The sequence below is a fragment of the Caloranaerobacter sp. TR13 genome (assembly GCF_001316435.1).
In the GTDB taxonomy this organism is placed as follows: Bacteria; Bacillota; Clostridia; order Tissierellales; family Thermohalobacteraceae; genus Caloranaerobacter.
Genome location: NZ_JXLL01000001.1, coordinates 1 through 25,742, shown reverse-complemented (window position 1 = coordinate 25,742; position 25,742 = coordinate 1). Strand labels below are relative to the sequence as shown.

Annotated in this window: 17 protein-coding genes and 1 other RNA gene; 7 read left to right on the top strand and 11 right to left on the bottom strand. The window is 28.8% G+C overall.

What is annotated here, in order from left to right; translation table 11 throughout:
* The first annotated feature begins 101 nt into the window (after positions 1-101).
* Complete coding sequence (locus tag TR13x_RS00085) at positions 102-1,652, top strand: polysaccharide biosynthesis protein (RefSeq protein WP_054869851.1); 1,551 nt, start codon at positions 102-104, stop codon at positions 1,650-1,652.
* A 13-nt stretch (positions 1,653-1,665) separates the two neighbouring features.
* On the opposite strand, the gene ssrS is transcribed toward TR13x_RS00085, so the two are convergent.
* From ssrS to TR13x_RS00070, 4 genes are all read right to left on the bottom strand, one after another.
* Positions 1,666-1,843: non-coding RNA, 6S RNA (gene ssrS, locus TR13x_RS10855), on the bottom strand.
* Between the two features lie 404 nt (positions 1,844-2,247).
* Complete coding sequence (ftsH, locus tag TR13x_RS00080; protein WP_054869850.1) at positions 2,248-3,993, bottom strand: ATP-dependent zinc metalloprotease FtsH; 1,746 nt, start codon at positions 3,991-3,993, stop codon at positions 2,248-2,250.
* Positions 3,994-4,430: 437 nt separating this feature from the next.
* Entirely contained in the window at positions 4,431-4,748 is a 318-nt protein-coding gene (locus TR13x_RS00075) for a hypothetical protein (protein WP_054869849.1), read from the bottom strand.
* A gap of 112 nt (positions 4,749-4,860) precedes the next feature.
* A complete protein-coding gene (locus tag TR13x_RS00070; RefSeq protein WP_054869848.1) occupies positions 4,861-5,808 on the bottom strand; it encodes a calcium/sodium antiporter in 948 nt (315 codons plus the stop codon).
* Between the two features lie 163 nt (positions 5,809-5,971).
* Here TR13x_RS00070 and TR13x_RS00065 point away from each other — a divergent pair, with 163 nt between their 5' ends.
* On the top strand, positions 5,972-6,601 hold the full coding sequence (locus TR13x_RS00065) for a hypothetical protein (protein WP_054869847.1): 630 nt from the start codon (positions 5,972-5,974) through the stop codon (positions 6,599-6,601).
* Positions 6,602-6,642: 41 nt separating this feature from the next.
* Here TR13x_RS00065 and TR13x_RS00060 read toward each other — a convergent pair whose 3' ends face one another.
* Positions 6,643-6,912 carry a hypothetical protein gene (locus TR13x_RS00060; protein WP_054869846.1) on the bottom strand — a complete coding sequence of 90 codons (270 nt, stop codon included), beginning with the start codon at positions 6,910-6,912 and terminating at the stop codon, positions 6,643-6,645.
* A 171-nt stretch (positions 6,913-7,083) separates the two neighbouring features.
* Between TR13x_RS00060 and TR13x_RS00055 the strand changes: the two genes are divergently transcribed.
* Both TR13x_RS00055 and TR13x_RS00050 read left to right on the top strand, forming a co-directional pair.
* The gene (locus TR13x_RS00055; protein ID WP_054869845.1) at positions 7,084-7,302 is read left to right on the top strand and encodes a hypothetical protein; all 219 of its coding nucleotides are present in this window, start codon (positions 7,084-7,086) and stop codon (positions 7,300-7,302) included.
* Positions 7,283-7,606 (top strand): YbjQ family protein, encoded by a 324-nt coding sequence (locus tag TR13x_RS00050; RefSeq protein ID WP_054869844.1) that lies wholly within the window; start codon positions 7,283-7,285, stop codon positions 7,604-7,606. Before TR13x_RS00055 ends, TR13x_RS00050 begins: the two co-directional genes overlap by 20 nt.
* A gap of 13 nt (positions 7,607-7,619) precedes the next feature.
* Here TR13x_RS00050 and TR13x_RS00045 read toward each other — a convergent pair whose 3' ends face one another.
* A complete protein-coding gene (locus tag TR13x_RS00045) occupies positions 7,620-8,522 on the bottom strand; it encodes an RluA family pseudouridine synthase (RefSeq protein WP_054869843.1) in 903 nt (300 codons plus the stop codon).
* Between the two features lie 144 nt (positions 8,523-8,666).
* On the opposite strand from TR13x_RS00045, the gene TR13x_RS00040 reads away from it, so the two are divergent.
* Entirely contained in the window at positions 8,667-9,485 is an 819-nt protein-coding gene (locus tag TR13x_RS00040) for an NAD(+)/NADH kinase (RefSeq protein WP_054869842.1), read from the top strand.
* 29 nt (positions 9,486-9,514) lie between these two features.
* Here TR13x_RS00040 and pepF read toward each other — a convergent pair whose 3' ends face one another.
* From pepF to TR13x_RS00015, 5 genes are all read right to left on the bottom strand, one after another.
* A complete protein-coding gene (pepF, locus tag TR13x_RS00035) occupies positions 9,515-11,320 on the bottom strand; it encodes an oligoendopeptidase F (protein WP_054869841.1) in 1,806 nt (601 codons plus the stop codon).
* Between the two features lie 527 nt (positions 11,321-11,847).
* Positions 11,848-20,481 carry a GH36-type glycosyl hydrolase domain-containing protein gene (locus tag TR13x_RS00030; protein WP_054869840.1) on the bottom strand — a complete coding sequence of 2,878 codons (8,634 nt, stop codon included), beginning with the start codon at positions 20,479-20,481 and terminating at the stop codon, positions 11,848-11,850.
* Positions 20,482-20,520: 39 nt separating this feature from the next.
* Entirely contained in the window at positions 20,521-22,998 is a 2,478-nt protein-coding gene (locus tag TR13x_RS00025) for a sugar phosphate nucleotidyltransferase (RefSeq protein WP_054869839.1), read from the bottom strand.
* 330 nt (positions 22,999-23,328) lie between these two features.
* Entirely contained in the window at positions 23,329-23,724 is a 396-nt protein-coding gene (locus tag TR13x_RS00020) for a hypothetical protein (RefSeq protein WP_054869838.1), read from the bottom strand.
* Between the two features lie 55 nt (positions 23,725-23,779).
* Positions 23,780-24,223: a cell wall hydrolase gene (locus TR13x_RS00015; RefSeq protein ID WP_054869837.1), complete on the bottom strand. Its 444-nt coding sequence runs from the start codon at positions 24,221-24,223 to the stop codon at positions 23,780-23,782.
* A gap of 177 nt (positions 24,224-24,400) precedes the next feature.
* On the opposite strand from TR13x_RS00015, the gene TR13x_RS00010 reads away from it, so the two are divergent.
* Both TR13x_RS00010 and TR13x_RS00005 read left to right on the top strand, forming a co-directional pair.
* Entirely contained in the window at positions 24,401-24,796 is a 396-nt protein-coding gene (locus TR13x_RS00010) for a PspC domain-containing protein (RefSeq protein ID WP_054869836.1), read from the top strand.
* 1 nt (position 24,797) lies between these two features.
* Positions 24,798-25,673 carry a LiaF transmembrane domain-containing protein gene (locus tag TR13x_RS00005; RefSeq protein WP_054869835.1) on the top strand — a complete coding sequence of 292 codons (876 nt, stop codon included), beginning with the start codon at positions 24,798-24,800 and terminating at the stop codon, positions 25,671-25,673.
* Positions 25,674-25,742: the final 69 nt, after the last annotated feature.

Sequence of the window (25,742 nt, the reverse complement as noted above, 5' to 3'; positions counted from 1 at the left end):
TTCTAAAATAAATGTTAATTTTTTTAAAATAATATATCTTCAGTAATATTATACCTTTAAATAAAATATGTATAATACAGTAAGTATTTTGGGGTGATAACTTGAAAAAAACTAGTTTTATATATGGTTCAATAATTCTTGCAACTGTAAATTTCATAGTGAGATTTATAGGTTTTTGCTACAAGATAATTTTATCAAAACTTATTGGGCCTGAAGGTATAGGCTTATTTCAAATGGTATTTCCAGTTCTTATGCTTTTTATAACTATTACTACTGCTGGAATTCCTATAGCAGTTTCAAAATTAGTTGCTAAACAAAATTCTATACATAATACAAAAGGTGCAAAAAAAGTTTTTAAAATTGCCTTGTATATAACATTTTTAATAGCTCTTATTTTAAGTTTTATCATCTTAATAGGAAGTGACTACATTTCATTAAAGCTTCTTAAGAATAAAGAAATAAACAAAAGCATCATTATGTTAGCACCAGCAGTATTAATCATTTCAATTTCGTCAGTATTCAGAGGATATTTTTACGGTATGAAACAAATAAGCCCGGCCGGTATTGCCCAAATAATAGAGCAAATAACAAGAATTGCCTTTGTGCTTGGAATAATCTATTATATGTATCCAATAAGTTCAAAGTTAGGAGCTTTTATAGCAGTTTGTGGAATAAGTATCGGAGAAATTGCTGGTTTAATTTGGATGGTATTAAATTATAAACTCTTTGGCAAAAATAAAGCTATAAGTTCATCAAAACCTTTATATACTATACAAATACTCTCACAAATATTCTATATATCAGTGCCTATCACTATATCTAGATTAATCAATGTATCGGTACAACTTATAAATGCAGTACTAATTCCTCAGAGACTAATAGTAGCAGGTTATAGCCAAACAGAAGCTGTTTCAATTTTTGGTAGAGTTATTGGAATGTCAATGCCTATCATATTTCTGCCATGTATCGTTACATCAGCTCTTGTAATAAATATTATTCCAAATCTGTCTGAAGAATTAGCTTTAAAGAGATATAAAATGATTAAAAGCAATATCTTATTATCTTTGCGAATAACTTTACTAATTTCCATACCTCTGACATTTATATATATCTTTTTCTCTGAGCCTATAGCTATGTTTTTCTACAGAGATAAGATTGTAGGTATATACTTAGGCATACTTGGTTACTCAACAATATTTTTATCTTTGCAGCATATATTATCTGGTATACTTCATGGTCTAGGAAAACAAATAATAGCAACAATAAATTATCTAATAGGAATACTAATTCAAATATCGTCAACATATTTTCTAGTAGGCAATCCAATATTCGGTATTAAAGGCTTTTTCTTAGGCTTTATTTTAGCAACAATTATAATAAGTCTTTTACATTATATTAGTATAATAAGAATAATGAAAATAAACTTTAATACTATAGATTATATAGTAAAACCTATAATATCTTCAGTTAGCATGACTGCAATAATACTGATTATTTATAATTACCTTAAGTCATTAAACACACAAAACTATATAAATTTCTTAGTATGCCTATTTGTAGGTGGTTTAGCTTATTTTCTAATATTAACATTGATAAAAGGACTTCCTCCTTCTTTACTTAAAAAACTTCTATATAATAAAAATAACCCTTAAGCTAATGCTTAAGGGTTATCCCGTGGTGCCGTCGCCCTTCTAATTCGCACCCGCTGCTCACACAGGTGGGTGTTCTATCTGTAGCTTTTGACTTCCTAATTAATTAGGCATGTCATACACTACAGAACCCGAACTCCCGGATGTCTAATGTCGGTCGAATTATCAAGGGCTTACGGACATCTCAGGATTTTTACTGACTTTATTATAACACAAATCCTAGTATTTTAAAAATCTAAAAAAGAGTTATTAAAAATGTTAAAATGCAAATATCTCAAGTTATGTAAACTTTATTTGCTTTTTTAATGAAATCCAGTGGTTGACAAGCTCTAAAATACTAAGCCCTAAGACAAAGTCTTAAAGTTTCATGCTTAAAAATGAAAGCGAATAATTGCAAAGCTTTAGCAAAGAAAACTTGATGAAGAATTTCAGAAAAATCCGTAGGCTTAGCATGGACGCTAAGCCAGCATCCTACAAGACAGGACGTCTTGATTAGGTGCGTTAGGATTTTTCGAAATTATAAGTCTATGTTTTCTCTAAAGATTTGTCTATGAGCGTTATTTTTCAATTCATTAATGAATATAACTTTATCTTTAATTTAATGATTTATCAATAAATTCAATTCCTCTTCACCAATAGTCTCATTGCAAATCAAATAATTAGCTATTTTTTCTAATAAATCTAGATTATCTCTCAATACCTCCAAAGTTTCTTTATATAGCTTTTCTAGCAAATCTTTTGTCTTACTTACTATAAAATTATTAGTACCTAACTTGTCGCCTAATAATGTCTCGTAACTTACTAAACCTGCAGATTCTTCCATTCCAAATCTACTAATTAATAACAAAGCCATTTTAGTAGCTTTTTGTAAATCATTTGAAGCTCCAGTTGTAATTTTATTTTTTCCAAAAACAATTTCCTCAGCTGCTCTACCACCAAGAGATATTTTTATATTTTTAATTATGTCTTCCTTAGACTGATACATACTATTAGGTGGTATATTCATACTAAAACCCCCAGCACCTTTAGTGCTTGGTATTATCGTAACCTTTGTAACTCTATTTTCTGGAGCAATAAGTTTAGTTACTAAGGCATGTCCAGTTTCATGATATGCTGTTATTCTTTTATCCTTTAAGGATATAGTACTTTTATCCTTCTTTTCCTCACCAGCTATTACTGTGTAAAAAGCTTTATCTATATGTTCCATTTTTATTGTTTTTTGATTGTTTTTTGCGGCTATCATAGCAGACTCATTCATCAAATTCTCTAATTTAGCTCCACTAAAATATACTGTTTGATAAGCTATTTTTTTTAAATCTACATTTTTATCTAAAGGTTTATTTCGGCTGTGTAATCTTAATATCTTATACCTAGCATTTATATCTGGAAGTCCTACTTCAATTTGTCTATCAAACCTACCTGGTCTTAAAAGCGCTTCATCTAAAGTATCAATTCTATTAGTTGCTGCTATCACTACTATTCCTTCATTTCCTTTAAATCCTGACATTTCAGTTAATAAAGCATTCAGTGTTCTATCACTCTCATCACTTCCACCACCTATATTTCCTGACCTTTTCTTCCCTAGAGCATCTATCTCATCTATAAATATTACACATTTACCAGCTTGTCTAGCTTTTTTGAATAAACTTCTAATCCTACTTGCTCCTAATCCTGCATAAACTTGTATAAAATCTGAACCTGTAACAGCAAAATAAGGAACATTTGCCTCTCCAGCTAATGCCTTAGCCAAAAGAGTCTTACCTGTTCCAGGTGGACCATACAATAATACACCTCTTGGCATTCTAGCACCATATCTCTCATATTTTTCGGGATTTTTTATAAAATCTACTAACTCTTTAAGACTTTCTTTTGCTTCATCATTTCCTGCAACATCATCAAAAGTAATAGACTCAGTGTTACTAAAGTCACTTTCTATAGAAGACATATAAGCCATTTCCTTCTGAGCTTGCTTAGCTGTATTTTTACTCAGAAAATACCCTATAAATCCAAAACTACCTAAAACTAACAATAGAGTAAGCAAATTCATTATTATTGCATTTTGCTCGGTTTCTTCGACATTTATCCCTTTCGTTAAAAGACTTTCTTTAAAAGACTCTGATCTTGGATTGTCTGTTATAAAATATGAACCATCCGCTAATTTACCTTTAATCTTAGAATTATTACTTAAATAAACCGTTTCAACATTACCTTTTTCTACATATTCAATAAATTTTTTATATGAAATATTTATATAATCTTTATTATTAATCTGAAAATATATCAAAGCAGAAATTACAATAAGAGCTGCTAATACAAAAAATATTATCTTTCGTTTTTTAAGCATTGCTACATCCCCTCTTTCTAGTTTACATAATACAATTTATAGTATATCAAATCCACCGTTATATGTCTATTTTTTAACCCATGGTAATGTTTACATAATTTTTTTGTACACAGACAACAAAAAAACTTCGAGCTATAATGCTCGAAGTTCCGGACTGTAGACAAACTCCTTTTTTAAATATTTTATGAAAATGAAAGCGAATGCTTGAAAGAATTTAGTTAAAAAACTAGGTGAAAATTTTTGAGAAAATCCGTAGGTTTGACAGGATGTCAAACCAGCATCTTACAAGACAGGACGTCTTGATTAGGTGCGTTAGGATTTTCTAAAAATTTGAGCCTTAAGTTTTTTCTAAATTCGTCCGCATGAGCGTCATTTTCATATATAATTTACTTTGTCAAAAATCTCAAACTTCGAGCTATAACGCTCGAAGTTTGAGATTACTCTTTTATATCTACTTTTTTAAGTATTTCTACTAATTGATCTAATTTTTTAGCCTGTTCTTCATTTAAAAACGGTCTTATTTTCTCAAGTTTTTTTATCTTACTCATATACTCTTCCTTTGTCATATCCTTTGAAAAAATTTTACTATATTTCATAACCTCTAACATTAGTTCTTCTTCTGTCTTGTTTGAGTACTTGCTTGCTAATTCTTTTAATTCTTCTAATTGTTCCTGTTTTATTTCTATTTTACCCTTAAATTTTTCTAATATTTCTTCAAGATTTTTTATTCTGTCGTTACCTAATTCGCTACTCATGTAGACATCCCCCTTTAAACCTTTTTTTCTATATTATGTAAATAAATATGTCCATATTACACAATACATTATATTATATGATTCTCAGCAAAAATTGTGCTTATCAATATATCTACGAAAATACACTATAGAGTAATGTTATATACACAACATAAACTAGCAAAAGTATTAAACCATTTAATCTAGTAATTTCATTCTTCCTTGATAACGGAATTAATAATAATAACATCAATATTAAAGCTATTGGAAAATCGAAAAAAATATTCTGTTTTAAAAGTTTTAATGAAGTTATTACCCCTGAAATTCCAATTACTAGCGTTATATTTAAAATGTTAGCCCCTATTATGTTACCTATAGATAAACCTCCATGCCCTTTCCTTAATGCAGTAATAGCTGTAACTAATTCTGGCAATGAAGTACCTAATGCTATGAGCGTAAGACCTATAATTGCTTCTGGTACACCTAAATATCCTGCTAAAATAACACCATTATCTATAAGTAAATTAGCACCTATTAATATAGCTGTTATTCCAAGTATAAAATTTATCGCAATTTTAATTATCTCTTTAGAAAAAATTCTCTTATTACTTTGAACCGATATTAGTGTCTTTCTACTTTTAATACTATAAGAATTGTATATTACATATATAATAAAGAGTACTATCAATACTATTGAATCAACTCTATTAATAAAACCATTAAAGCCTAGGATAAAAAGTAATATCATATATAAAACCATTAAAAAAGCTTTTCCACTAAATAAACTTTTATCTATCTTACTTGGCATAATAATATTAGTAAGTCCTAGTATTAATCCTATATTACATATAATAGAACCAATAGCATTCCCTACACTAATTGTACTATACCCTTTTACTGCAGCTGCTGCAGAAACCATAATCTCTGGTGAAGTAGTTGCTATACTTACTAATGTTGCCCCTATAAATACTTCTGGTAAACCTGATATTTTTGCTATTTTTACTGAAGAATCTACAAACCAATCTCCACCTTTTATAACCAAGATTAAACCTAATATAAATAGTATTGTCGAGATAAACAACATATATCACCCTAACTTTGTATTTTCTAATCTAAATGAATTGAAAAATAACGCTTATAAACAAATCTATAAATATTATACCTAACGTGTAACAAATTTATAATAAATATCATACTATACTTATGCGAAGTATTTTAATTTTAACTATCTAGGAGGATTAAAAGTGAATAAGTTGCAAATAAGTACACCAAAACAAATTAATATAAGTCCTCTTAATAATAAATTAATATTATTTGCAGCTCTAGTTTTCGTGCCAAAGTTAATTAACCAAGGGTTTTCTTTGCAAAATCTACTAAAAACATCTATACTTAACAACCTTGATAAGAAAATATACGTTCTAAAAAAAGTAGGCCCATATCTACCTGAGCAAATAGTAGGCACATTAAATGTTTTTATAATTAATCTTGAAAAAATAAACAGAATAATGGGACTATATGAATTTATTACAAAAGGAAAAACCTTTGAACCAATAACCCCAGTAACTAATATAACTCCGAAAGAACGTATAAATAAAATTTTCCTATCTTTGCAAGAAGAAATTCCTAATGATAAATTACCTACTATAAAACCTATGCTAGACTTAATGATAAATATTGATAAATTTAAACCTATTATATCAACTCTATCTAAAATTACTTCTGCCAATGATAAATCAGAAATAAAAATTGATAACATGATTGACATAATAAAGCCTATGCTTGGCGATGAAGAAGCAAAAAATATTGATAAAATGAAAGATATGTTCCAAATGATGGAATTACTTAATGTGCTAAATAGCAATGACGAAAGCTAAGAGAAACCTAGATAAACAGATTATCTAGGTTTCTTCATATTTTAGTAAGAAGCTTTAGTATGCTCATTATTTTCATATTTAAGTTGAGTATTAAGTTTTACAACATGTGAATTTTTATCATAATCTATGCTTATATTAGCTGGTCTTCCATCATCCTGATGATACTCTAAATATAAATTAATTATATCTTTTGCGTGACTATCGTCTATATCCTCATAAACATTAAAATACTCTCTTTCTGGTATTGTAAGCTGGAGATGATATATTCCATTATTATCTCTTATGCGTGTTTCTAAAACACTATTTAACATTAAATCACCTCACATATTATTATTTTCCCCAAAAAAGTTTATTTTCCGTAATTATTATTTGTTATATCTTCTATTTATTAACTTTAGAACAAACTCGCACAATATTACTTTTTATAGTTTAATCATATTCTTAAAAATATATAGTATAATAGAATAAAAGGAGGAACGAAAATGGTAAAATTTTTTAGTTGGGTTTTAGTGTTTTGTTTCGTTTTATATTTAGTTGGAACAATAATCCTAATTCCAATAAATGAAAAAATAATCGGTCCTTTTCTATTTGTGTTATTTATAATAGCACTTATAAGCTCTATATGCTTATTAATTACAGTTATTAGAGAAAGAATAAAAGATAGAAAGGAGGAAAGCAAAGATGATTTTAGTAAATACTAGTGATATTGTAGGCAAAGAAATTATAGAAACTTTAGGTATTGTTAAAGGTAGTACAATAAGAGCAAAGCATATAGGAAAAGATATAGTAGCTGTTTTTAGACACTTAGTTGGCGGTGAATTAAAGGAATATAGTGATATGCTTAATGAAGCTAGACAAATTGCTACTAAGAAAATGGTTGAAGAAGCTGAAAAACTTGGTGCTGATGCAATTATTAATGTACGTTATTCTACATCTGCAGTTATGCAAGGAGCTGCAGAAATTTTAGTATATGGTACGGCTGTAAAAATTAAAGATAAAGATTAACTAAGCGGCTTTTTTAGCCGCTTAGTTTTTCTATAAGTAACTTCATATCTTCAGGTAGCTGAGCAAAAACTAATTTTCTCTCTTTTTTTCTAGGTGTTATAAACTTGAGAGAGTAAGAATGTAGTGCCTGTCTATCAATCAATTGACTAGGTTTATTATATAATGAGTCACCTATTATTGGATGCCCTATATGACTTAAATGAACTCTTATTTGATGAGTTCTACCTGTTTCTATATGTATTTCTAATAATGTTGCATTTTTATAGCGCTCTAATACTTTGTAATTCGTTATTGCTATTTTACCATTTTCTAATACAGTTCTTTTTATAGAAATATCGTCATATCGTCCTATAGCGTTTTTTATTGTGCCTTCATCATCTTTTACTATACCTTCCACTATAGCTAGATATCTTTTTTCAACTATATTATATTCAAATTGCTGCGCTAACTGCTGATGTGCAAAAGGATTTTTAGCAATAACAAGAATTCCAGATGTATCCATATCAAGTCTATTTACAAATCGCACCTTCTTTTTTATCTTTTTTTGCTTAAAATAATATGCAACTCCATTTGCAATCGTATTATCTGGATGACTTTTAGTAGGATGTACAACTATTTTAGGTGGTTTGTTTAATATAAGTAAATCAAAATCTTCATATATAACTTCTATTGGTATTTGCTGAGGTATATTTTCATCTGTTTCATCATCCATAACAATAGTTATTTTATCTCCCTTTTTAGTAATTTTATTAGTTTTTATTCTTGAACCGTTTAAAAAAACCGATTTAGTCCTTTCAAGTTTTTTTAAAAATCTATCTGAAATGTTGTATTTCTCTTTTAAAATTTCTTTTATTAACAAACCATCCTCGTCTACATAAAAATCAATTACACTTTCACTTTCTTTTTTTGTAGTCATAAATTGCCTCCAATCCATTATATTCTAGTTTGTTGTTAAGATTAGTATTGTTTTATGCTATAATTATTATAGCATAGTAATTATATATAGTTATATAAGCAGATTTGTTGTTTTAAATTATTAATTTAAATTGGAGGGATAATTTTGTCCTTTGCACGATTTGACAATAATATAATCAATATTATACATAATAATAAAAATGATTCTATTAAAACAGCTGATATTTTGAAAAAAAAGTTAACACAAAAAGGTTTTAAAATAGCTGAAGGTTATGACTATAGTGCCGCATTAAATATTTGTATTGGTGGAGATGGTGCTTTCCTTAAAGCTGTACATAATTACGACTTTCCTGATATACCTTTTATCGGAATAAATACAGGACATCTCGGTTTTTTTCAAGAAGTTTGTCCTGAACAAATAGATAATTTTATAGATAATCTGGTTAAAGGCAAATATAAGATTGAAGAAATTTTTCTCGTAGAAGCATTGATTTGTACTAGAACCAGTTGTATTGAATTAATTGGAGTAAATGAAATCGCGATTAAAGGAATAGAATCAAAGACAATTCATCTTGACATATCAATCGATGATACTTACTTAGAAAGACTTAGTGGCGACGGTGTAATAATATCTACTCCTGTAGGCAGTACTGCATATAGCTATTCCGCTGGTGGAAGTATAATTCATTCATCTTTAAGAACCCTTCAAATTACTCCTTTAGCACCTCTTAACTCTAATGTTTATAGAGCATTAACTTCTAGTATAATTGTACCTGAAAATATGTCTATTAAAATTAATCCTGAATATAGATTTGAAAATTCTATTCTGATTGTAATGGATGGTCAGCAGTATAAATTTGATAATATAGTTGAAATTAACTTTAAATTATCAGACATGACAATAAAAATGCTTACTTTAAAAAGTAAAAACTTTTGGAATAAAATAAAAGAAAAGTTTTTATAAATGCAAAAAAGGCGGCAATGCCGCCTTTTCTAAATTAAACTCTCCATTTCATCAAGTAATTTGTTAAATAGTTTTAAAGCATTATCTACAGGTTGTGGTGTAGTCATATCTACTCCTGCCTTTTTAAGTACGTTAATTGGATAATCTGAGCTACCACTTTTCAAGAAATCAATATACTTGTTCACTGATTCTTTACCTTCTTTTAGTATTTTCTGTGATAATGCTATAGCAGCAGAAAAACCAGTCGCATACTGATATACGTAGAAATTATAATAAAAATGTGGAATTCTTGCCCATTCCATTGCTATTTCATCATCAATAACAATATCTGGTCCATAATATTTCCTATTTAACTCTTTATACATTTTGCATAAACTATCAGCTGTTAATGACCTTCCATTTTCAACTTCTTCATGAATCAATTTCTCAAATTCTGCAAACATAGTCTGTCTATAAACTGTTCCTCTAAACTGCTCTAAATAATGATTTAAAAGATATAGTTTTTCATCTTTACTTTTAGTTTTGTTAATCATATACTCCATCAATATAGCTTCATTAACAGTAGATGCAACTTCTGCAACAAAAATACTATAGCTACCATATATATAAGGCTGATTTTCTTTTGAATAATAGCTGTGTAAAGAATGTCCTAATTCATGTGCTAATGTAAATACACTGTCTAAATTATCCTGATAATTTAATAGTATAAACGGATCTGAATCGTATGTACCCCAAGAATAGGCTCCACTTCTTTTTCCCTTATTTTCATAAACATCAATCCACCTTGAATTAAATCCTTCTTTAACTACTCCTATATATTCATCTCCTAAAGGTTTAAGCCCTTCTAATACTATTTTCTTTCCTTCATCGTACGGTATTTCCATCTCTATATCTTTAACTAAAGGTGTATATAAATCGTACATATGTAATTCATCTAATCCAAGTACTTTCTTCCTTAACTTTACGTATCTATACATTGAAGGAAGATTATCATGTACTGCTTTAATTAAATTATCATATACATCAATAGGAATATTGTTCACATCAAGTGCAGCTTCTAATGAAGAGTTGTATTTTCTTACCTTACTGTAAAAAATATCTTTTTTTATGTTAGCTGATAATGTTACGGCAAAAGTATTTCTATATTTGTTATAAGTATCGTATAATCCTTTGAATGTATCTTTTCTAACTCTTCTATCTTTACTTTCCATTAGTTTTATGAATTTTCCATGAGTTATGGTAATTTCATTCCCTTTTTCATCTATTATAGTTGGGAACTTTATATCAGCATTATTTAACATCCCAAATATTGTTTCAGGTGAATTAGCTAATTCTCCAGCTTGTGCAATAATAGCTTCTTCTTCTGGTGAAAGATAGTGTTTCTTCCTTCTTATTATTCTTTCAATATAATGTTTATACAATTTTAATCCTTCAACATTATTTAAATAATCATTCAAAACACTTTCTTCTATCGAAAGTATTTCTGGCACAATAAAAGAAGTACTTTCTTCAACTTCTACCATTAAACTTGTTGCTCTGTCTGTTAAAGCCTGATACTTATCATTTCTTGTATCTTCATCTTTCCTCATTTTTGCATATGTATAAACATTTTCAATCATTCTTGATATTTTACTTTCTAATTCTAGTACTTCTAATAATATTTCTCCATTTTCCCTTACTTTACCCTTATACTGCTTAATTTCGTTAATAAGTGATTTGATAGTTTCAAAGTCTTCCTCCCACTTATCATCATTTTCATACATACTCTCTAAATTCCATTTAAATTTTTCCTCGATTTCATTTCTTTCCTTAAGTACATCCTTAGTACTACTCATTAAAAATTCCCCTTTCCCAACTTAATTAAAATACACCTAACATTATTTTATACTTTATTAACAAAGTTTACCACTTTTTTCTCGCTTTTCGACCAAAAAATAAACAACAGACTATAAACAAAATAAATCTATACTTTCCCTATAGCCAAAATTAATATATTGCATTAACTCAGACTATTGACGAACTTGTCTTTTTAAATATTTTATGAAAATGAAAGCGAATGCTTGAAAGAATTTAGTTAAAAACTAGGTGAAAATTTTTGAGAAAATCCGTAGGCTTAGCATGGACGCTAAGCCAGCTTCCAGAGTCAGGACGACTCACCCAACGCGTTAGGATTTTCTAAAAATTTGAGCCTTTAGTTTTTTCTAAATTCGTCCGCATGAGCGTCATTTTCATATATATTTTGCTTTGTCAACAAACTCAATTAATGTATAGCATTAACTCTTTAGTTTCTGTAATTTTTCACATTTATTACTTAAAGTTAAACTTTAACTTTAAATATACGACTATGTCGCCTTTAGTTTCTTCATCCTAATATAACCTCTACAAGATGTTTTCTATTATCATTAACTAAATGTATAAATTTCTCTTTTACAATATTACCATCTATATATATATTACCTACTCCTCTGTTTACTTTATTTGGATTTGTAACCTTTATATTGTAAATTGTATCTTTATATCTATACTCAATCTCATATTCAAACCAATTTTTAGGAATACATGGATCTATAATAAGTTTATCTGCTTCTTTTTTTAATCCTAAAATATATTCAATCCCAACTCTATACATCCAACCTGCTGCACCTGTATACCATGTCCAGCCTCCCCTGCCAATATGTGGACTTACTGCATAAACATCTGCAGCCATAACATAAGGTTCTACTTTATAAGTAACACATTCAATAGATGTTCTTGTATGATTTACAGGGTTTATCATGTTATATAATCTCCATGCCTTATCACCATCTCCCATCATTGCAAAAGCATTTACTACCCACGTAGCTGCATGTGTATACTGTCCGCCATTTTCTCTTACTCCAGGCACATATCCTTTTATATATCCAGGATCTAACTCGCTTTTATCAAATGGAGGTGTAAAAAGAAGTATTAGCCCTTGGTCTTCTTTTATTAAATATCTTTCTACAGAAGCCATTGCTACTTTTACTCTTTCTTTATTTCCATACCCTGATATTACAGCCCAAGATTGTGCCAATGAGTCAATCTTGCATTCTGTATTTTCAAAAGAACCTAATGGTGTACCATTATCAAAATAGGCTCTTCTATACCACTTACCGTCCCAAGCATTATCCTCAATAGCTTTTGCAATTTTTTTAGCTTCTTCTAGATATCTTTCTGCTTTTTTGTCATCTCCTTTTTTTTGGCATATTGGAGCAAATTTATTTAAAATACTACATATAAACCATCCTAGCCAAATACTTTCCCCTTTTCCTTTGTTACCAACCTTATTCATTCCGTCATTCCAATCTCCTGACCCCATTAGAGGGATTCCATGCTTTCCAAACTTTAAAGACTTTTCTATCGCTCTAATACAATGTTCATAAACTGTTGATATTTCATTCGATGCTCTTGGTATTTCATATCTTTCATCTTCATATTCTTTCAAAGGCTCACTTTCAATAAATCTAACCTTTTCATCTAATATTTTAAAATCGCCCGTTTTATTAATATACTCAACAGTCGCCAAAGGAAGCCACAACAAATCATCAGAAAACTTCGTACGAATTCCTTTGTCTACATTAGCCGAAGCTGTCGGATGCCACCAATGCTGTACATCTCCTTCTACAAACTGATGTGAGCAATGAAGTAAAATCTGCTTTCTAACATCCTCTTCTATAGCATATATTGAATTCATAGCATCCTGAAGCTGATCTCTAAAACCATAAGCACCTCCTGATTGATAAAAAGCAGATCTTCCCCATAATCTACAAGATATAGTTTGATATAAAAGCCAGTAATTCAACATTATATCCATTGATTTATCTGGTGTTTTAACTTTAATAGCTCCAAGAATACTTTGCCATTTACTCTTAACTTCTTTTAGAGCTTCTTTGCATTTATTAATATTCTTGTATTTATGCACTGCATCCTTTATATCATCTAAATTATCATATTGCCCTAGCATAAAAACTAATTCTTTTTCTTCACCATCGTCCAAGTCAACAATAGTTTGAATTACAGCACATGGATCAAAACCTGCTCCTACTGTATTAGATAACCCTTCTCTTTTTAAAGCTTCTGGCGAACTTAAATCTCCTTTATATCCAATAAATTCTTCTCTATCGCCTGTATAACTTCTCGCTGACTGAGAAGTATTTATAAAAGTAATACGATCAGGAAAATCTGTATTATACGGATTTTTTATTATCAATGTGCCTGTTTCGTTTTCAATCTCGGTAATTATATGCTGCTGTGTAATTTGGTCACTTACTCCTAATACAGGACGTACATAGTATGTTAGCGTAAGTTTCCTACTAAATCCAGAATTATTTTTTAATTTTATTAAACTAATTTTAACTGAATCTTCTTTAGGAACAAACACAGTAAGTTCTTGCTTTATTCCGTTACTATTATGTTTAAATTTTGAATAACCAATACCGTGTATTATAGTATAAGCTTCACTTTCTCTTATTGGTAGTGGAGTTATAGACCAAACCTTGCCTGTCTCTTCATCTCTTAAATAAATTACCTCTCCCGGTGTATCACTTACAGGATCATTTGACCAAGGTGTTATTTTATTTTCTCTGCTATTTTCTGACCATACGAATCCTGAACCACTCTCTGTAACTAAAAACCCAAATTTTTTATTAGCTATTACATTTATCCATGGGGCTGGTGTATATTGATTTTCCTTAAGTTTAATTACATACTCACTGCCGTCCTTTGTAAATCCTCCATATCCGTTGAAATAAAATAAATCGAAATCTTCCTCATCCTTATTTATAAAAATCACATTATTTTCATTAAATATTTTTTCCTTCGGATAATTAACTTTACCTATATTTCTATTTATCTGCACTCTTAGTAATCCTCTTTCACCTTTTAAAACAACTCTAGCTACTGTATACAACAGTATTTTATCTTCATTAACCATATGACTTGCATTTAAAATAAATATTCCACCTCTTCTATTTATCATGTCTTTACTTCTGCTATTTAATACTGTATCTCTAATTAAGTTTTCTAAAGGTTTAATATAGCTACTTTCATATTCATTGAGGATAACTAAATCTACCTCTAGTCCTTTTATTCTAAAGAATTCATGCATTTTTAAAGCTTCTCTTAAAACATCTATTTGCTGTTCATCATTTATCGTAACAAGTAAAATAGGAATATCCCCAGAAATACCATAAGACCATAATCCTGACTGACCTTTTCTATTTTTAGATATTTTCTCCTCATCATCTCTTCTTAAAGGACTTAAATAAACAATATGAGATAATAATTCTTCATAAGTATCAAATTCTTCGTTTTCTAAACCTAAATAACTAGTCTCTACCTGACTTCTTAAATCACTAAGCTGGAATGCTCGTGATATTGAATAGATATCATGATACTTTCTTACAAGCTCAACAACTTCCTTTCTGCTATTTCCAACACCAACAATAAATGATATTTTAATACTTTCTCCACTTTTGATTTTAACTAATCTTCTTAAGCTCATTATTGGGTCTAATACTATGCCTGTTGTATTACTTAAAGGCTGGTCTAAAGATCTCGCATTTTTTAAACTTCTACACCTACCAATAAAACTTGTTCTATTAGTTTCATATTGCAGGCCACCAATACTTTCACCATCAACTAAAACTGAATGAAATGCCCAAATAGACTTATTACCATGTTCTCTTGGTCTTCTAGAAGCTATAATACTATCATACTGAGGTATAATCTCTGTCCTTATGAACAAGTTATTAAAAGCTGGATGAGCAATATCTGCCATATGCTGCGAAATGATTGATTCTAAATAGCTAGTAACTTCAAGTGTGACTTCTTTTGTATTATGATTGGTTATTGTAACTGTTCTGATTTCTACATTATCATCAGATGAAGTTATAATTTCTGTTCGTGTCTCAATATCATCATCTTTTCTAAAAAACTTAGCTTTATTATACTCAAATTCCACCTTATATTCATCAGGTTCTTTATAAAATGGTCTATACGTTGTAGACCAAACTTTATTGTCCTTCAGAGATTTAATAAGTATAAAAAATCCATAATCGCCTGTAAGTAAATCCTCTCTCCATCTTGTTATCTGTATATTCTCATATTTGCTATAACCACAACCTGTATTTGTAATTAAAATTGTGTATCTACCATTAGAAATCAAATGACATTTCGGCAAAGTTCTCTCAGGCATTTCAAATTGTCTTATAAAAATCCTGTTCTTAGTTCTTACCCTTCTTTTAGATTCAATTTCTTCTTCATTTTCATTTGTAATAATCGCATATTGAGGAACTTTTTCCTGCAGAAGTATTTCTCCTGCCTTTATCATCGGTTCAGAATGAAAATATGAAATAATAATATTATTATTTAAGAGATTATTAATTGAAGTTAATATCATCCCTTGATGATGGGCCATATAACTTTTTACAATACCTTTCTCAATTCCAAAAGGTATTCTTTTTTCAGTATAATCAACGGCTTCATAAAATCCATATTCACCCTCTAATCCTTCTTCAATAAGCATATCCATATTCTTAAGAGTTTCTTTTTTGTTAAAAATTAAAGCTAAAAAAGTTGAATATGGTGATACCACTATATCTTCAACAAGTCCTCTCTTAAACCCTAAACATGGTACACCAAAAGCTCTATATTGGTAATTAAAATGCATATCAAAAGTATAGTATCCTGACTCAGAAATCCCCCATGGTATACCTCTTAATAAGCCATATTTCATCTGTGCTTTTAAAGCTGTATGATAAGTTTCATGTAATAATGTATTTTTGTAGGTTTTCATAATTAAAGCAGGCATGAAATACTCAAACATTGTGCCAGTCCATGAAATGAGACTTCTAAATCCATCTACTACTGTTAAAGACCTACTTAACTTAACCCAATGTTTTCTAGGTATCTCTCCTTTAACTATTGCAATGTAACTTGTAGTTCTTGCTTCTGATGCAAGCAGATCATAAAATGTAGTAGTAAGATGTTTTTCTGAAACATTATATCCTATTGCAAAAAGATTTCTTCTATAATCATATAGAGGCTTAAATTTAGTATTATCAATTATTTTTTCTATTCTATTTACTAATGACTTAGCTTTATCTATTAAAATAAGCACATTTTCATAAGTTCTACTTAATTCTTCTTTTATATCAAATAAAGTTTCTCTATTTTCATCTAAAAAACTGCTATCAATAAATATATTTATTTCTTTTATCAAATTCCTATAAATATCTTCTAATTGTAACATAGAATATTTTTCAAGTTCTTTTAATCTTTGAAAACTACTCGATATTTCTTTATTGTTATCTAAAAACTGTTTAAATAAGCTTTCTATATGCTTTCTATCTACATACAAACTCCTACTTTCTTCATTAAAGTATTTAAGCATATTAATTAATCTTAAACTTAAATTTTCTTCCTCTCTTAAAGACAATAATTGCTCTAATATATCATTCCATTTACTATAAGTTAAGTTCTCTTCATCTTTCAATTCTAGAAGTATTGGAATCAAAATATTATCTCTCTGTTCGTATATATAAACTGTATCTAATAATCCTTTAACATAATTAATATCGATTAACGGTTTATTTAAATAATATAATAATCCCTGCTTAACAGTTATTAAATAAGCAATAAAATTCCCACTATCAACTGTAGATACAAAATATGGTCTTAAAGGCTCTAAAGTTCTAGTATTATACCAATTATATAAGTGACCATTCCAAGTTTCTAATTTTTCTACAGTTGTTAATGTTTTATCTATTCTATTTAGCATTTCTATAGTAGAAATATAACCTAAATCTCTTGCAGTAAGTATTGAGAGCAATAAAAATCCTATATTAGTTGGAGATGTCCTATATGCCAATCCGTTTGGTGGATATTCTTGATAATTGTCTGGAGGTAAGTAATTGTTTTCTACATCTGCAAAGTCATCATAATAAGCCCATGTTTTTCTTGCAATCCTTCTTAATTTTTTCTCATCTACTTCATTTATATCATCAATTGAGTTACTTTCTATAGTACTTAATTTATAAGCTAAATAAGGTGATAGCACCCAACTTATAGTTATTACTGCTGATATTATTGTATTTTCAGGTCTTACAAATATTGTTAATACAAGAAACAATATTGTAATTAAAACTGCCTTATACATTCTTTTTATATAACTGAAAAAATCATTAGCAAGCCTTTTTTCAACATCAGTTGCTGTTGTCCATTCTAGTAAATTCCTTTTAGTTATAACCATTCTCCATAAAGTTCTCACAATAGCATCTAACATCACATATGCCTCATATGGTAAAAATACAAATCTATAAAATGTTTGATAAAAATTTCTTTTAATATCGCTAGTTAAACCTTGATTGAACTTTTTCCCAAACTCTAAATAACCGTTTAACAAATAATCTAATAGTCCTAAAAATAATTGAACAGTAAGAGATAGTCCCGCTAACCCTAGCCAAATCAACTTATTTCCTGGGAAAAAAGCAATTGAAATGATAATTAAAATTAGTGTAAATATAGGAACAAGACTTCTTCTTAAATTATCTAGTATCTTCCATTTAGATAATGTAGAAATAGGATTATGTATAATATTACCTTTTCTATCTCTAATTTTAGGCAATAGCCAACTTATAAGCTGCCAATCACCTCTTACCCATCTGTGAAGTCTCATTATATATGAGCTATATTTGATTGGGTAACCATCTATAAGTTCGATATCTGTAGCTAATCCTGTTCTTAAATAACTTCCTTCAAGAAGGTCATGACTTAATACAGTATTATCTGGTATGGCATCTCTTAAAGCTTTATTAAAAATCTCTACTTCATATATTCCTTTACCTGTAAATATTCCTTCATTAAACAAATCTTGATAGACATCAGAAAAAGCAGTAATATATGGTTCTAATCCTACTTGACCAGAAAAAATATTGGCAAAAGACGAGCTGTTTGAGCTTTCTATATCGACATTAATTCTTGGCTGTATTATTCCATAACCTTGTTTAACAATACCACTTTTTTCATCAAAAACAGCTCTATTAAGAGGATGGGATATAGTTCCTATCAGTTTTTTTGCTGTTTCTAAAGGTAGTTTTGTATCAGAATCTATCGTAATTACATATTTTATTTTACCTATCAAATTTTCTATGTTTCCAACTGTATAGAAAAATGAAGTGTCATCAGCTCCTTTTAAGAGCTTGTTCAATTCTACTAAAGCTCCTCTCTTTCTTTCCCACCCCATCCATCTGTTCTGTTTTTCATTAAATTGTCTCTTTCTATGCAAGTAGTAAAATATGTCTTTTTCTGCAGCATACTTTTTATTAAGCTTGTCAATTTCATATTTAGCCTTCTCTAATATTTCATCATCATAAATTTCTTTTTCAAAATCAGAATCTTTAAAGTCTGCAACTATAGCAAAGTATATGTTATTTAATCTGTTAGCTAAATAAAAAACCTCTAATTTACTAGTTAACTCTGTTATCATTTCCTTATTTGATACTAATGTTGGTATTATTACTAAAGTGCTCAACTCTTCAGGAATATTTCTTTTAATATCTATTTTAGGTAAGAAAGTAGGTTTTATAGTATGTGTAATTAACCAATTCATACACATTACAATAATATTACTTACTGGTATAGATATAACTATACCAGCTAATACACTTAAAATAGTACTTTTTCTCTCTGATGTATTATAATGATAAAATACTAACATTACAGTAATTAGAAGCGTTAATAATAAAATAGGTGTAATATAAACAAAAATGGATTTTGATTTGAATCCATTTGTACCTTTTTCCCCTAGTGTTTTAAATAAATCATCCCTGCCCTTGTCTATAATATAATAGCCAATATGCCTCCTCTTTTCATCATCTATATCAGCAACTTCAGATAACTCAAGAGTCCTTCTTGCTACAATTAATTCTGATATGTTACATAATCTAGAAATATACTGTATCTCTCGCCTATAGAAATCCCTTGATTCATAATCCATTTTAGGATATATACCACTAGGGTCTTTCTTAAGTACATTTTCTACTACAGAAATTGATTCAAAAATTTCATTCCAGTCTATAGTTGATATCAGCTTTAAACTTAAAATTGCATTACCCATAGATATTCTTCTAGCTGATTGTTCAGTATGTTCATCTTTAATAATAACATCTAAATTCTTATTAATATCTAATAGTATTTTATTTAAAAACTCTCGTATTTCACCCTCATCTTTTTTAGTTCTTTTTACTTTTCTTATAAAATATTCAAAAAACGAAGGCGACAATTCATTTATACCATCTAAATAATCTTCTAATATTCTAACTAAATCACCATGTTTTTTATACATAAGATTATTAACTTTTTCCCAATCATTATGTGTTTTCTCAATTTTTTCACATATTATTCTAATAAACTCTATTAACGCAAGTCTTATCATTACTGATAAAGACCATATTTCACCTATAGAAAGTATTTTTTTAGTTTGATATTTATTGATATATTTTATTAATTGATTCTCATCTAATCTGCCATCTGTATGTGATATAATCTCAAGTGCTACTGCATATATTCTTGGATATCCTTTCAGATATCCATCAGCTAATACTTCTAATACCATATATTTATCGTTTCTAAGCCTTTTTTTCATCTCTTTATACTGTTGCTTAATTATATAAAAATTGTCAAGTAACCATTCTGAAGCATAACTTACCTCTTTGCCTCTTTTAAAATCAAGATTTAACCTTTCATATAACTTAGATATATATCTAAAGTTGTCTTCAAGCCTATGTAAAAGCAGTTTATTTGCTTTTTTCCTAGAAGAAACATTATGCATTTTTGCCACCTCTATAATATGTCCTTCTAACTCTTCTGGACTTAACAATATATCTTTTACGCTAACCTTTTTTACTAATCTTTGCTTCTTTTCAGCAAATATTATTATAAAAATGACTACAGCTAACAAAGTAAAAGCCACACTCATAGGCCCGATTCCTCCTTTGTTACGAACAAAATCAAAGGCTTAATGCCCTTGATTTTGTAATATTTTCTTTACTTTATCGATATAGAAAGTAGATATTTCTTTAGCATACTCCTCTGTTAATCCTTCTGCATAAATATTAAATACAGGTCTTTCACTATCTGGCAATATTAATGCCCAGCCATTTTCTGAATTAAATCTAACCCCTTCAAACATCTCTATACCTGGATCTTTATTTTCCTCAATAATTTGTCTAATCACTCTACCTTTGTCTTGCCAATCACATATAACCTCACTTTTTATATAATGTATATCTGGTATTTCATCGTAAAGATTTGCTAATGTTTTGTTTGAACTAACTAAATAATCTATTATCTTACCTGTTCCCCATATACCATCAAAATTTAAAGTATATTGAAGCATAATTGATTCTTCATCATCTTCAATTTTTAAAATACTGTTTATAATATCAGAAGGATTATTTTTGCTTCTGATCACGTTAGTATAATACTTGTTAGCAATCTTGTCTATAACTTTAGGTGCATTATATGGAACTACTAAATTCTTTACTATACCACTTTTTAGTATGACTAAAGAAACTAAAACTACATATCTCGCTTTATCTATTATTCTACCTAATTCATCTATTAAAATGGTATTCTCCGCATTCTCGCTATAGATTATGCCCATTTTATATACGCCATTTCTAACCTTCTCAGACATATAATTCAAATAATCATCAGTTGAATCAAAATCTACAATTGAATAATCTAACTTGACTTTACAGCCTAAATCAGCCAGATAATCTTTTGCTAATTTCATAATATCTTCAGATCTAGAGCTTATCAAAATTCTAAAATTTTCTCTTTTTATTTCATTTATGCTTTTGAGAATATCTTGACCTTTTTTTATATAGTAATAATAAAAATTATCTATATGCATGACTTTTTTTATAGCCTTAAATTTGCATCTTTGAAAATCTCCTCTGTTAAATAGATTTTCAACTTTTCTTTCCATAGCTCTATTTAAGTTAGAACCATTTCCATCTAATAACTCAATACGAATCATATCTGGCTCTATATTATCTGATCTAACATGTAATCCTCCATCAGCTTTGAAATATCTAATAGCAAATCTACTCATTGGTATAACTGAATTATCTATCTCAATTACACCTGCTCCTGTTGATAATATGCCTGATATTAAAGACTTTCTAATTAAAATAGAAGCATCTGAATTATCACTAGCAACTACATATATCCCATTTTGTTCCTTAGTAGAAGCAAATGCTGAAGCTAGACGTGAAGCAAATTCAGGAGTAATATCAATATTTACAACTCCTTTTATATCTCTATAACCAAAAATATTCTTTGAATACTTTGTACCCCAAACTAAATTTTCATTTATTATAGTATTCTCTTCAATTTTTTTATCAGGCCAAATCTTACAGTTAGGCTTTATAATACTACCAGATAATATATTACAGCCCTTTCCCACTACTGAGCCTTCAAAAGTTGATATATTTTTTTCAAGTTTTGTATTGTTGCAAATAACTGTCCCTCTTAATTCTGAATTATTACCTACTATAACATTTGACCAAAGTACACTTTTCTTTATAGAACAACTGCTTTCTATCTTGCAATAATCACCTATAACCGTATATGGTTCTAGCTTAACTTTTTCTTTTATAACTGTATTTTTACCGATATAAACAGGTGGTATAATACTAACTTTATCTCCTAGTGTTACTCCTTCTTCTATCCATACTCCATCATTTTCTTCTTTGCATTTTAATTGTATGTCAACTTTTTTACTAAGAATATCAAAATGAGTCTGTACATAAGATTTTAAATCACCTATATCGCACCAATATCCATCTGCGATATAACCATAGATATTTTCTTTGTTTTTTAATAATTTGGGAAATAAATCCTTGCTAAAATCAAAATTATCTCCTTTTTTATAATAAGATAATGCTTGAGGTTCTAATATGTAAATTCCTGTATTAATTGTATCGCTAAACACCTCACCCCAACTAGGTTTTTCAAGAAAGCTTTCTATTCTGCCTTCCTCATTTGTTATAATTACTCCATATTCAAGAGGTACTGGTTCTTTTTTTAATACAATCGTTGCTAAAGAATTCTTAGTTTTGTGAAATTCTATAGCTCGTTTAAGATTTATATCTGTTAAAGCATCACCACTTATTACGATAAAAGTATCATTTAAGAATTCTTCTGCATTTTTCACACTGCCACCTGTACCTAAAGGGATTTCTTCAATAAAATATTTAATATTAACGCCCCATTTAGAACCGTCTTCAAAATAGTTTATTATTACATCTGGTAAATAAGCTAAAGTAACAGCTATATCAGTAATTTCATATTTTCTCAACAATTCTATACTATATTCCATAACAGGTTTATTAAGTATAGGCACCATAGGCTTTGGTAAATCACAAGTTAGTGGTCTAAGCCTTGTTCCTTTCCCACCTGCCATAATTACAGCTTTAATAATAATCACCCCTTATAAAGCCATTAGTTACACAATGTTATTTTATGGAGGTTCAATTATTTTATACATAAGAAAGCTACTAAGAACTTACTCTTAGTAGCTCAGACTGTAGACAAACTTATTTTTTTGAATTTCTATGAAAATAAAAACGAATGCTTGAAAGAATTTAGTTAAAAAAACTAGGTGAAAAATTTTGAGAAAATCCGTAGGCTTAGCAGGACGCTAAGCCAGCATCCTACAAGACAGGATGTCTTGATTAGGTGCATTAGGATTTTCTAAAAATTTAAGCCTATAGTTTTTTCTAAATTCTTTCACATGAACGTTATTTTCATAAATATTTTATTCAAAAACCTTAACAAACTTAATAGAATACAAATCACAAACCATTAAATCATTTGTTTCTGCCTGTCTTAAAACTATATGATCAATTCCCACTTCTTCCAAGGTTCCCTCTTTATCTACAAACATATTAGTTCCAACAATAAAATCTACTCTAATAAATTTTCCTATTAATGTTTTTAAATACCCTTGTAAATAATTTTTATCAATCATTACTGGTGGTCCAGGTTCTATTTCAAAATCTACTGGATTCTCTGTTTGAGGTGGCATACCTACTGGATAACCAGGACAAGGCATTGGCATCATTGGCATTTGTGGTATCATTGGCATCATTGGTTGCATTGGAGTACTAGGTTTCTTCATATCTTTTGGAACTTGATTTATCTTTCTTCTCATATAATCCCTCCTTATAATGTAAAAATCAAATTTACATCAAACTAAATAACATGAATTAAGTGTCTTTATACAACTCAGTTGGTGAATAAAAACAATGTTTTCTTATTCTAGTTCTCAAACTTCCTGTTCCATTCCAAGGAAAAGTACTTGGACATGTTGGTCTAAATGGGTTCATATACCATAGACAATCTCCTATATTATAAACTTTATTGCCTGATAAAGCCCAATCAGCAATATCATAATGTATCTTTTCTGGTGGACTAGCCCAGATTGTCTGTGGATTTGCTCTACCAGCTATTGTGCCTCTAACACAATCAAATTGTCCTTTCTGATAAATAACTTTTCTTAAATCTCCCTGACATACTCTTTGATATTCTCCATAAGCTACGTGTACCCTGTTCATTACTACTGTTGCAACTGCCTTCATTCCTAATTCACCTTCTCCTCCTGCTTCACATTTGATTATCCTAGCAAACAACTCACGTGTAGAGTATGGCATATTCACACCTCCTTTATGCCTACTGCTACTAATAATATATTTTATGAAAATATAAACTGGTACACGTATTTAACAATTTATTGCCAAAAGTTTTGAAAATATAGTGTTTTTTAGAGGAATTCTTTCAAAAAAATTTAATAAATATAATAGAAAATATAAAAGAAGGGAGTTTTAAAAATGCAACAAAAATTATATCGTTCAACTAGTGACAAAATGATTGCAGGTGTTTGTGGAGGTATAGCTGAGTATTTTAACATTGACTCTACTTTAGTTAGATTATTTTGGCTTATACTAGGATTTACTATGGGAATAGGCTTTTTCGCATATATAATATGTGCTATAGTAATTCCTGAATCACCTATATTTTCACACGAATATAATTTACAAGATAAGGATAATAACAAAAATAATAATGAAAAAAATAAAATACTTGCAGGTTCAATCTTAATTCTACTTGGAGCTATATTTCTATTAAAAAAAACATTATATTGGATTGACTTCGAAAAATTATGGCCTATTTTACTTATAATTGCAGGTATATATATAATATATAGTCAGAAAGTGGGGGATTGATTTGAAAAATAAAAATTTTACAGCAGGTTTTATATTAATATTCTTAGGCATCTTTTGGCTCTTAAGTAACCTTGGTATTTTAACTTTTTCTGTTTGGGCAGTTTTATTTGATTTATGGCCAATAATTTTAATTATTTTAGGATTAAATTTAATATTTAGAAAAAGCAAAAGTATTATTATCATTACTTGGATATTATTCATAATCTTTGCTATATTTTATGGACTTTATTTGGAAAACTCAGACTCATATAAACTAGAAAATCCAAACATTGTTTTAGAAAAAAGAAATACTATAACTAATGGTATTTTAGATCTTAAATTATTAGCAGGTAACTTTAGTTTAAAATCTACAGAAAATGAACTTCTTAATGCTTATATAACCGATCCAAATATTTATTATGAATCTAATATTAACAACCATTCAAAAACTGCACAAATTGAATTCAAACACAAAAAAAATAAAAAAGCAGCAACTAATAGAGGATATGAATACAAATTTAATATTGATGAAGATATGATTTGGGATATAAATTTTGATATGGGAGCTGTAGATGGCACTTTTGATTTGCAAAGTATCATTTTTCAAAACTTAGATATTGAGGCCGGTGCTGGAAGTATTGATATTTTATTAGGTCAAAAATTAAAAAACTCAAAAATAGATATTGATATGGGAGCTGGTAATATTGATATAACTATTCCAAAAAATTTAGGAGTTAAAATTAAATTCGATGGTGGTGTAAAACACAGTAATCTAAAGAAGCTTAATTGGATACGTAAAGATAGTTATTATATGTCTCCTAATTACGATAATACTGATAAAAAAGTTTATATAACTATTAATATAGGAGCTGGTAATCTTAATATTAGATATAAATAAAACCAAGGTCACATCTTTTTTGGTGAGGTAAGTTTTTTGATAAAGTTTTCTTTGCTAAAGCTTTGTAAT

Bases quoted from the DNA above. Each gene is read 5' to 3' on its own strand.
- TR13x_RS00015 (WP_054869837.1), bottom strand. From the start codon at position 24,223: ATGCCATACTCTACACGTGAGTTGTTTGCTAGGATAATCAAATGTGAA.
- TR13x_RS00030 (WP_054869840.1), bottom strand. From the start codon at position 20,481: ATGAGTGTGGCTTTTACTTTGTTAGCTGTAGTCATTTTTATAATAATA.
- TR13x_RS00055 (WP_054869845.1), top strand. From the start codon at position 7,084: ATGGTAAAATTTTTTAGTTGGGTTTTAGTGTTTTGTTTCGTTTTATAT.
- TR13x_RS00045 (WP_054869843.1), bottom strand. From the start codon at position 8,522: ATGACTACAAAAAAAGAAAGTGAAAGTGTAATTGATTTTTATGTAGAC.
- TR13x_RS00020 (WP_054869838.1), bottom strand. From the start codon at position 23,724: ATGAGAAGAAAGATAAATCAAGTTCCAAAAGATATGAAGAAACCTAGT.
- pepF (WP_054869841.1), bottom strand. From the start codon at position 11,320: ATGAGTAGTACTAAGGATGTACTTAAGGAAAGAAATGAAATCGAGGAA.
- TR13x_RS00075 (WP_054869849.1), bottom strand. From the start codon at position 4,748: ATGAGTAGCGAATTAGGTAACGACAGAATAAAAAATCTTGAAGAAATA.
- TR13x_RS00050 (WP_054869844.1), top strand. From the start codon at position 7,283: ATGATTTTAGTAAATACTAGTGATATTGTAGGCAAAGAAATTATAGAA.
- TR13x_RS00060 (WP_054869846.1), bottom strand. From the start codon at position 6,912: ATGTTAAATAGTGTTTTAGAAACACGCATAAGAGATAATAATGGAATA.
- ftsH (WP_054869850.1), bottom strand. From the start codon at position 3,993: ATGCTTAAAAAACGAAAGATAATATTTTTTGTATTAGCAGCTCTTATT.
- TR13x_RS00010 (WP_054869836.1), top strand. From the start codon at position 24,401: ATGCAACAAAAATTATATCGTTCAACTAGTGACAAAATGATTGCAGGT.